The organism is uncultured Eudoraea sp., from assembly GCF_947258525.1.
Classification (GTDB): Bacteria; Bacteroidota; Bacteroidia; order Flavobacteriales; family Flavobacteriaceae; genus Eudoraea.
Genome location: NZ_CAMYIP010000204.1, coordinates 1 through 9,764, shown reverse-complemented (window position 1 = coordinate 9,764; position 9,764 = coordinate 1). Strand labels below are relative to the sequence as shown.

Annotated in this window: 10 protein-coding genes; 4 read left to right on the top strand and 6 right to left on the bottom strand. The window is 36.8% G+C overall.

Translation table 11 applies throughout. From position 1 onward, the window contains the following. Nucleotides 1–91: 91 nt before the first annotated feature. The gene (locus tag Q0X89_RS15725; protein ID WP_297695904.1) at nucleotides 92–1,120 is read right to left on the bottom strand and encodes a glycosyltransferase; all 1,029 of its coding nucleotides are present in this window, start codon (nucleotides 1,118–1,120) and stop codon (nucleotides 92–94) included. Nucleotides 1,121–1,827: 707 nt separating this feature from the next. Here Q0X89_RS15725 and Q0X89_RS15720 point away from each other — a divergent pair. Beyond that, on the top strand, nucleotides 1,828–3,213 hold the full coding sequence (locus tag Q0X89_RS15720) for a metallophosphoesterase family protein (RefSeq protein WP_297695901.1): 1,386 nt from the start codon (nucleotides 1,828–1,830) through the stop codon (nucleotides 3,211–3,213). A 139-nt stretch (nucleotides 3,214–3,352) separates the two neighbouring features. After that, entirely contained in the window at nucleotides 3,353–4,054 is a 702-nt protein-coding gene (locus Q0X89_RS15715) for a methyltransferase domain-containing protein (RefSeq protein WP_297695899.1), read from the top strand. Nucleotides 4,055–4,631: 577 nt separating this feature from the next. Here the strand turns inward: Q0X89_RS15715 and Q0X89_RS15710 are convergent. The 5 genes from Q0X89_RS15710 to Q0X89_RS15690 form a co-directional block, all read right to left on the bottom strand. Then, entirely contained in the window at nucleotides 4,632–5,126 is a 495-nt protein-coding gene (locus Q0X89_RS15710) for a hypothetical protein (protein WP_297695897.1), read from the bottom strand. A gap of 169 nt (nucleotides 5,127–5,295) precedes the next feature. Next, on the bottom strand, nucleotides 5,296–5,910 hold the full coding sequence (locus Q0X89_RS15705) for a hypothetical protein (RefSeq protein ID WP_297695895.1): 615 nt from the start codon (nucleotides 5,908–5,910) through the stop codon (nucleotides 5,296–5,298). A 69-nt stretch (nucleotides 5,911–5,979) separates the two neighbouring features. Then, nucleotides 5,980–6,645 (bottom strand): hypothetical protein, encoded by a 666-nt coding sequence (locus Q0X89_RS15700; protein WP_297695893.1) that lies wholly within the window; start codon nucleotides 6,643–6,645, stop codon nucleotides 5,980–5,982. Between the two features lie 171 nt (nucleotides 6,646–6,816). Continuing rightward, complete coding sequence (locus Q0X89_RS15695; protein ID WP_297695906.1) at nucleotides 6,817–7,725, bottom strand: tryptophan 2,3-dioxygenase family protein; 909 nt, start codon at nucleotides 7,723–7,725, stop codon at nucleotides 6,817–6,819. Between the two features lie 48 nt (nucleotides 7,726–7,773). Continuing rightward, nucleotides 7,774–8,190 carry a hypothetical protein gene (locus Q0X89_RS15690; RefSeq protein ID WP_297695891.1) on the bottom strand — a complete coding sequence of 139 codons (417 nt, stop codon included), beginning with the start codon at nucleotides 8,188–8,190 and terminating at the stop codon, nucleotides 7,774–7,776. A gap of 158 nt (nucleotides 8,191–8,348) precedes the next feature. Between Q0X89_RS15690 and Q0X89_RS15685 the strand changes: the two genes are divergently transcribed. Then, nucleotides 8,349–9,527, top strand: coding sequence for an aldose epimerase family protein (locus Q0X89_RS15685; protein WP_297695889.1), 1,179 nt, complete (start codon nucleotides 8,349–8,351; stop codon nucleotides 9,525–9,527). A gap of 35 nt (nucleotides 9,528–9,562) precedes the next feature. Then, on the top strand, nucleotides 9,563–9,764 hold a 202-nt coding region (locus Q0X89_RS15680; protein WP_297695887.1), incomplete at its 3' end, for a dihydrodipicolinate synthase family protein.

Sequence of the window (9,764 nt, the reverse complement as noted above, 5' to 3'; positions counted from 1 at the left end):
CCATGTCGATTTCTGAACGGATAGAGGTATTGCAATTAAGAATATTTTATAAAGAAAAAGTATATACCCCCGTTAATTCTACTTCTAGTCATCAGCTAAAACGCTTTAGCCAAGGATTTAACGACCGATAAACTGCAATAAAAAGCATAAACAAAATTTTATTATTAATAATGAATAGCCATGACCTGGAAATATTGCTCCTGTAATCCGAACCCATAAACCCCTTGATCGGATAGTAATTTTTGGATCTCAAACGGCGAAGCATTTGACCGATCTCTTTTATTGACAGATTTGATTTCACAGCCCTGATAAGCATAAAAAAAATATAGGATATTGATTTGCTTCTGATTCTCTCAAGTCCAGAAGCACTTAGTGTGTTCTCTAATTCAACCACTCTCCTAAAATTCATGTATTCATCTGTGGTAGACTCATATTTCCTTAAAAGATCTCTATTTTGCTCTGGGCTGGGATTGAGGAGAATTGAACTTGGATGCTGAAAATCTGCATAAATGTTGTCGGGAATCACAGCTACTCTCTTTGAGTGATAAAAAAGCTGAACAGTAAATATACCTTTCGGAAATCCCGCACCGGGGGGATATACAATATTATGAGTCCTTAAAAAGTTCAAATTGATAACGAGCCAAACGGACTCATTTACGAAATTGAATTTTGAAATATAGTTCTGACCATTGTAAATTGTAAGCCCTTTCAGATTTTTCTCAATAGGTGGAGTAGGAATAGATGATTCTGTAGTCTTAATGATCCCAAATCCAAAGATGTCCAATTCTTCTTTATTCATAAACGAAGTAACTTTTCCCAGAACATGAGTCGAGATGTAGTCGTCAGAATCTACAAAATATATGTATTTGCCACGGGCAAGGGTTATTCCAACATTTCTTATTTCAAATATTCCTGAAATATCCGGTTCACAATAGCTAATATGTGGGTATTCAGCCATATAGCTTTTGATGATTTCCCCACTCTTGTTCTGAGATCCGTCATTGATAACAATGATCTCGTATTCATTATAAGAAAGGTCCTGTCTTAAAAGACTATCAAGGCACCTACCCAGATATTTATCTGTATTATATATAGGAACAACAATACTTAGTTGAATCATTGGAGAACTTATTGGAGGTATTGAATTAGATTTAGGCAAAAATAAACATTAATTATCCGGTAAAATAAAGATACTTCAATACGTATAAATATTATTTCGTATATCGATATTTATTCTATTTCTAAGATTGGCACACTCATTTAATAGCTGCCAGTAAACATTCAGGAGGAGAAGGCTATTAATTAATTGGTCTCGTCATTGGTTAGATTAAGAAGTCCTCAATACAATGTATATAGGACTTTTTCATTTCACCATGCGAAAGCTTGCTTTCAAGTATGGAGAAATGAAGAAGAACCACTGTTTGCGAAGCGAACAGGAGTGCACGGGCACGCTTCTCCGCGGGCCCACCCCCTTAGGCCGATTTTGATCCACTGGAGTTTTAACGAAAGTGGAGAGAAATCAATCCCGTCCAGACCAATTTAATCCCAGGAAGAGAAATGATTTTATCAGATAGAGGTAATAATTGTTCCAATAGAACTTCATCATTGAGATTTGTAGATAATACAATCTCAAACTTATCATTAAGACTTATGTAACGGTTGTAAAATGCCTTGTCTGGTTACAATGATTATTATTAACATCCTTAAGTTGTTCACAATTAAAGAAAGACAATCCACTCTTTGTGATGAGGCTTAACATTAACATTGCCTTAAATAGTTGGTTTTGAACCGGACATAAAATACTTTTGAAAGTAAATAAATTGAACAATGACCCAAAAAAGTACAGTATTCCTCATTTTGACGCTACTATTGTATTTTCCGTTGCGTGCACAAAATCCAATTGTAACCGAACACCATGGCCATAGCCATTATATTGAGCATGATTCAGTGACTGCCCATAAATTGATTTTTCCATCCAAGACGCCAGATCGTATAATAGCAAACCTAACAACAGATCCCGCCCACAGTTTTGCGGTCAATTGGCGAACCGATCAGCAAATTAAATCTGGAGTGGTAGAAGTTGCTTTAGCCACCGATGGACCCGAATTCCTGCTTGGGGCAGTTCGCAAGATTACCGCAAAAAGACAATTGTTTCAAAACCGTAACATAAATGAACCTTTGGTAAAGGCGGCATATTATTCGGCCGTAGTTCCTGATCTTGAACCCCATACAACCTACGTGTATCGAGTTGGAAACGGGTCGGAAGATGACGGTTGCTGGAGCGAGTGGTTTCAATTTACTACTGCGCACACTGATAATAATGAACCGTTTAGTTTCATTTATTTCGGGGATGCCCAAAACAGCGTAAAATCGATGTGGTCACGGGTCATTCGGAATTCCTATAAGCAATTTCCTCAAGTCAACTTCATGTTGCATGCCGGTGATTTGATCAATGATAGGGACGCGAATCTAGAATGGGGAGAATGGTTTTACTCAGGCAGTTTTATTCATGCGACAGTACCAAGTATGATGACCCCGGGCAATCACGAGTATCGAGACGGTGTTTTAACTTCTTTATGGAGGCCACAATTTACCCTCCCCGAAAATGGCCCAACTGAAGATCTGAAGGAAACATGTTATGCCCTTGACTATCAGAACATGAAGTTGATATCGATAGATGCAGAGGGTTTCAACAAAAGTATGGAGGCACGTGCAGCACAAATAAAATGGCTGGATAGTGTTTTGCAATCCAACAAAAAAAAATGGAAAGCAATCACGATGCACTATCCTATTTATTCAACAGCCAGGGGAAGAGACAACAAAGAGTTAAGGGAAGCTTTGAAACCTTTAATTGATAAATACGATGTCGACCTGGTATTGCAAGGCCATGATCATACCTATGCCCGGGGTTACATTGAGAACGAGGGCAAAGGTCTTACGGTTGTAAAAAATGCCGGAACAATTTACGCGGTTTCGGTAAGTGGACCAAAAATGTACGAATCAAAAGACCAGGATTGGATGGTACGAAGGGGAGAATATACCCAACTATTCCAAATAATTACCGTCTCAAAGAACATTATAAAATATGAAGCGTACACACCACTGGGAAAACTTTACGATGCATTTGACCTAATTAAGAAGAAAGGTCGTAGAAAGTTGATAAACAAAGTGCCAAACTCTGCTGTTCGGTTAAAAAAGGATTTTGTTGAGTGAAAGTATTAGACCCCATGAAATCTACGGCCAATTCGATAATTAATAATTTAGCTAGATAGTTCATCCCGATAGCTATCGGGACGGGACGGGACTCAAAAGTTCGAATAAACTATAAAACAAATCACTAAAAGATACTGAAATGAAAAATATAGCATTGATTTTAACATTTTTTCTATGTTTTGGATGTAAAAACAACCATCGTGACGTAAATACTGCCCAGGTAAAAACAAGCGGTCACGAGCATCATAATGATACCCGATCAGAACATAGCTCAGCTAATGAGCATATGCACCAATCTTCTGTTGAAAAACTGATCGAACGATTCGAGTCTCCAGAAAGAGATGCGTATCAACAACCTCAAAAAGTTTTGGGATTTTTAGGCGACCTACAAGGTCAAACGATTATGGATATTGGAGCTGGTTCTGGTTATTTCTCCGTGAAATTAGCAGAAAAAGGGGCGAAAGTTATTGCAGCTGATGTGGATGAAGAGTTTCAAGAGTTTCTACAAAGACGAATCGAAAAAAGCAATTTTGAATCTGTGGTCCATATCCTTGGAAAGAAGCTTGGCCACAACAGAAGTTTCTCTATGCAGATGATGTGTAATACGTATCATCATATTGAAAACCGCCCTGAATATTTTACTAAGGTAAAAAAGGGCACAAAACCTGAAGGCCAGTTGGTGATTATAGATTTTTTCAAATCTGAAATCCCTGTCGGTCCTCCTTTGGGTCATAGGTTACCCATCGATGTTGTAGTCAATGAATTAAAAAAAGCAGGCTATAATTCTTTTGAGGTAAACGTAGATTTACTTCCATATCAATATATTATAAAAGCGAAATAATGTTTGTAGTATAAAAGAGTCGGTGACAATTTATAAATGTATTAAAAACGCATTTTATGTCAGCTTGTATCAATGTTCAAATAAAGGAAGATTTCAAGAAAGGCAGTTGGGTATTTAATGACTAGGTCGATTATTGATAAGCCCAGTTAGAATAAAAACAATAACGCCTAGGGCAAAAATTATAGCTGCAGTCGCGATATAGAATATAAGTGGATTCATATGTCACTTGTTTTTTAATTAAAAATCAGTTCTTATAGTAAGGCGTGATTATTATTTTGATGTTAATCTAGTAACCAATCATGGATTTGAGGTATACAAATGTGTGAAGTGTTGTCCTTAATGTATGAAATGTAAGAAAATCAATATTTTTTTAGCTACAACAGTTTGTCTAAAATTGATATGTTTCGGGAAAGCCAAATTCAATAAAACGATGAATTTCAAGATAAATGATGTGAAACCAAATCTTCAACCTGTTCTAGAAATTAAACTTCTGTTAATAAGTGAGTCTTGCGGTGAGCTTAAAAAATGACCCCTTGTTCCGATATCCGAATTATAGCACTCTTATCAGTAGAATAGATTAAGGAAATTCTTGCCCTAACTTTATATACGTCCGGTTGATAGCAGTGTCATTACCATTTATCGGCATATTACCGGTAATCTTCAAGAACTCTCCGACTCTTTCTAGTGTCAAACTTACGGTTTCTTCTTGCTCGGTAGTATAACTTAAGACGGTTGCTCGCGAAGTGTCACCTGAGTTTGTAAAAGTTGTTAGCGTATTCCAGGTTGCCTGATTGATACTTTGTACAACTACACATTCTTCCATTTCGTTCAAAGCATAATCGTATAACTCTGCATTGGCGGAAGGATTGTTTTCACTAAATCTATACAAAACTAAAAGACTGTTCTTTGTACAATCGCTTATTTCAGAGGACTCTACACCATCAAAAGCTATACTGGACAATTTCCATGACCCCAAGAATAAATTAGGGTCCGTTGTGGGCAAATCATCCTGATTACACGACTGTATTAAAACAATACAGACAAAAAACCTTAGTATAGCATAATTTTTCATGGCTAACTATTTTTATTAAAAATAAGGAATTTGCTTATAAGGCACAACCTGCTTGCAGCTATATACATCTACTCTTAGGAATAGATTAATTAAATTTTAGATTTTAAAATAACTCTGCTTTAAATTACATTCAACCAGTTCAATTATCAAAAATTAATTACTGCCAATCTCAATCAGACCTCCAAATCATTCCCGAACAATAAAAATACCAACTATTATTTACATCCTTTTTATAAAACCACAGAGAAAGGCTATCAGGGTATTCGACAAATAAAACAGCTATTGAATGATCTAAATTGAAAACCGGAACAGAAACTCTTGGTGCGCTTTTAACCTTCGAAAGAGTAATGCTTGGAAGTTCTCTTTGTTTCCATTTTACGGATCTTAAAGCAAACGTCTCAGCCATGTTTTCCAGATCCTTATCACTCAGGAAATCTTTTACATCAGGTAACAGATACGATAAGAATATTTCATTTTGAAGGGAATCAATTTCCTTTTCCGAGTACATATTTAATGCTGAAAGGGAATCGGCTTTTTTATAACCAATTTCCTGATTTCTTTCATTTACATGGTCTATTAATAAATTTTGATTGATTGTCCTTAAAAATTGTGAACCATACTCCTTACTAATGAACGAGTTCTTATAAATATGCTCTATTCCCTTTCTTTCATTTTTCAATGAATTAATTACAGCATAAACCTCTTTGTAATTCTCAGAAAGGTTATGTGACTTACATCCAAAACTGATAGTTATGATTAGAATTGCTACTAAAATACCTCTCATTGACAATCGAATTTATTTCCTTCGGCTCTACTATTTAGGCCGTTTGCGGCATCACCTTCTTTAAACAGATTATAAAATGTAACCTCCTATTGATCTCTCCAATTCATAGTCTCCATTTTCATCCAAACAAAATATGAGTAACTCCGAATAACCACTTAAAATTGAGGTAGAGAATTTATGATACAATATATATCTGTTGGTATCAAGTTTAATCGGGGAAGAAAAACTATGGCCATACGTGGGTTCCACTTGTTCTTGTTGAATCATGATCCCTAAGGCTGTGGCTTTTGCCAAGTTATGTGTCTCATCTGCTCCAACTTTGTTAAATAAGTCCGAAACCACATTCTTCCCAAATAAATTACTCAAAGTAAATTTATGTTTTAGATCCAATCCCAGATGCCATTTGAATTCTTCATTACATTTTTTAGAGGCTAACAATTTCCTGTATCTTAACTTTTTAGTAATCATTTTCTCCATTGATGTTTTGGTAAGGCGGCCTGAATCGACTTCTTGCTGTAAATCTTTAGCAAAGTAAGATATGGATTTTTCGCTTTCTTTGATTTGATCTTTAATAAGCAGGTAATAGGCATCCTCAAGCTTATTTTCTGCAAGCTGTGAAGAAGCCAAATTCCACACTAACAGGGCCAGAATAGTAAAAAAGAACCTGAACCTGGTTATTAAAAGGCCGACCTTCAGATAGTCCTGGAAAGTGCGATAATTCATTTGAAAACTCATAATCAAAGATTTCTTGAAATTCCGATATTTCTTCAACTAATTCAGCAATAAGGGCATATTATAAATCTTCCAATAACTGCAATTCAAATGTTCAATTGTCTGCGTACTTTTCTGCAAATACTCAATATTAGTCAAATGAAATAGCTTCTCTGACTATCCTCTAAATGGCAATTACCCTTTAGGAAGGCCCCAGGTTTTTTTCTCTTCTTTAGTCCATAAGGTCGGGAAAAATTTTCGCTGTTGATATTTCGGATGAAGATACTTCTTCCATTCAGAACCGCCGGTTGCCTCCTTACTTCTGCCTTTCTCACTTAGATAGTAATCGGCAGTGCGAAGGTGTACCATCGGCCATTCCACATTGTACAAATGATCAAATTCTTTTAGCTTTTCCTTCAATTGATCTGAAGGGTTTTTTAGTTTAAGAATTTTATCCTCGAAAGTAAGACCCTTTAATTCCCTGGCGAGGGCAATAAAACTATCGAGGTATTTTTCCTCAAATTGTTGCAATGTCAGGGTTTTTACACCTGTTTTTCGGTTTAACCCGGCATCCTTCCAGTAAATGTTTTCAAAATATTCTTCGGTAGAAGGTTTGGCGGACAACCGATTTTTTCCCTCGTCATTTACTAAGTTTTCCAGTCGGGTGCAATACAATTCAATATACCTGAATTGAGCACTTTGAAACCCGCTGGCCGGTGTTAATGTGGCTCTAAATTCATTATAATCCTTATGATCCATGCCGTCCTTCATAATATCAAAGGAGGTAATAAGCATGGTGGTGTACCTATTTAACCTGTTGATTTTGCCAATTAAAAACGTTTCTGTCGGTTGTTCCTCTTCCGAGATCTGTTCCAATTCATGTCTCATCATCTTCAGTATTAATTCAGTAACCTGATGATACATGATAAAAATGGTTTCATCCTTAAAATGCGTACGTGGTTTTTGTAATGACAATAAAGTGTCGGTTTCTACATAATCCCAATACGTAATGGGTTTGGCGTAAAGCAGGCCCTTCAGGTAAGTTTCCGGATTCTCACCCAGTGCTTCATATTTTTGTTTTAGTTTTTTGTTGGTATCCAAAATTAGTTCGCAGTTTTTAAATTGTATAAACGCACTTATTATTTTATGCCATTAATTTTCATCATCAATTGGGTCTGCGCTATTTGTCTTTTTTTTCTTTTTCTTCTTCCTGGAGGACTTGTCTCTTCGCACATAATATTTTCCACTTTTCTTGGAAAACAATTCAATACTGACCCCTACTGTTACTCCGCCTAAGACTGTAGCAGCCAAATCGCCATTGTCCCATTTACCTCCATTGCTTTTATCTATAGCTTCTTTGGCCAAGCCTGCCAAAAGACTCGCCCCGACTGAGCCGGTTACCGTCCAAAATCGATTTCTCTTACTAATTTTTGAGGCAATTAATGCGCCGGCAGCCCCGGAAAATGCCCCGGCAGCAAAATGCAGGACTTTATCATCATCAACCTGACCCCTCAAGGAAAATTGAACAAATAGAAGCACAACCAGTAACTTCGAACAAAATCTTTGCATGGGTCCAAATTAAGCATATAATTTTATAAAGTGTATCTGCAAACTGAAATGTGATCCTGGCTAAATAGCATATTCAACGAATCCCGGTAATTATTTTTCCAGTTTACCCTTACCTTCAAACTTTTCCCTACTTTTAATGGTCTAAATTATATGATAATATGAAGTTCAATTTCTTATATGCTTTCCTGCTAGTAACACCATTTTTTTTTGGATGTAAGGATAACCAAACCAATAAAAAATCTGAAGTGGCCGATGAGAAGATTTTATATACTAATTCAATCAATCCTGATGATTTTAAAGCAGTTATTAAGGGTGATAGCATTCGCTTATATACCCTAACGAACAAGAATGGGCTTAAAGCAGATTTCACCAATTACGGTCAGCGATTAGTTGCGCTGCATGTCCCGGATAAAAATGGGGAAATGGGAGATGTTGTTCTGGGCCTTTCAACACTGGACGGCTATCTTAATGGACCTAAAAATAACTTTGGTGCCGTAATAGGAAGATATGGAAATCGAATTGCTAATGGCAAATTTTCTATTAATAAAACAAAGTATAAACTGGCAAAAAATAACGGAAAAAACCATTTGCACGGTGGCACAATTGGTTTTGATGCGGTCACCTGGAAAGCGAGTCAAACCGCTGACAACCAAATTGAATTTACCCGCGTTTCTCCCGATATGGAAGAGGGCTATCCAGGTAATCTGCATGTAAAGGTAACTTATGTTCTTACAGATGATAATGAACTAAAAATAGACTATGAAGCTACCACAGATAAAACCACTATTGTCAATTTAACCAATCACTCCTATTTTAACCTTAAAGGGGAAGGCCAGGGGGATATAAATGATCATGTAATGATGATCAATGCATCGGCGTATACCCCCGTGGATGCCGGACTTATACCAATTGGAGCCATTGAGAGTGTTGAAGGTACTCCCTTTGATTTTACCAGTCCAAAAACAATTGGTAAAGATCTGGATAGCAACCATGCACAAATGGTCATTGGGGGGGGTTATGATCATAATTTTGTGCTGAATGAATCTCCTAAAAACAGCGAAGGCCTTGTCCTGGCTGCCAGGGTTACCGAGCGGGCAAGTGGCAGAATAATGGAAGTATACACCACGGAACCGGGTGTTCAACTTTACGGTGGCAACTTTTTAAATGGAAGTAGTACGGGTAAAAGCGGAAGACCTTATATGAAAAGAAACGCATTTTGCCTGGAAACACAACATTATCCTGATTCGCCAAACCAGCCTAACTTTCCGAGTACTGTTTTAGAACCGGGAAATACCTATAAATCTATGACAGTTTATAAATTCGATGTAGTAAAATAAGTAATTTTACAGTTCACAATTAATCCTTGGTTATTATGCAAGTAGAATGGAAAGGGGTAATGCCCGCAGTAACAACTAAATTCACAGAAACAGACACTTTGGATTTAAAGATGTTTGAGGTAAATATCAATGCACAGATTCAGGCAGGTGTTAGTGGAATTATCCTGGGCGGCACATTGGGAGAAGCCAGTACACTTACAGATGATGAAAAGAGGATACTTATCGAGACTACGGTTG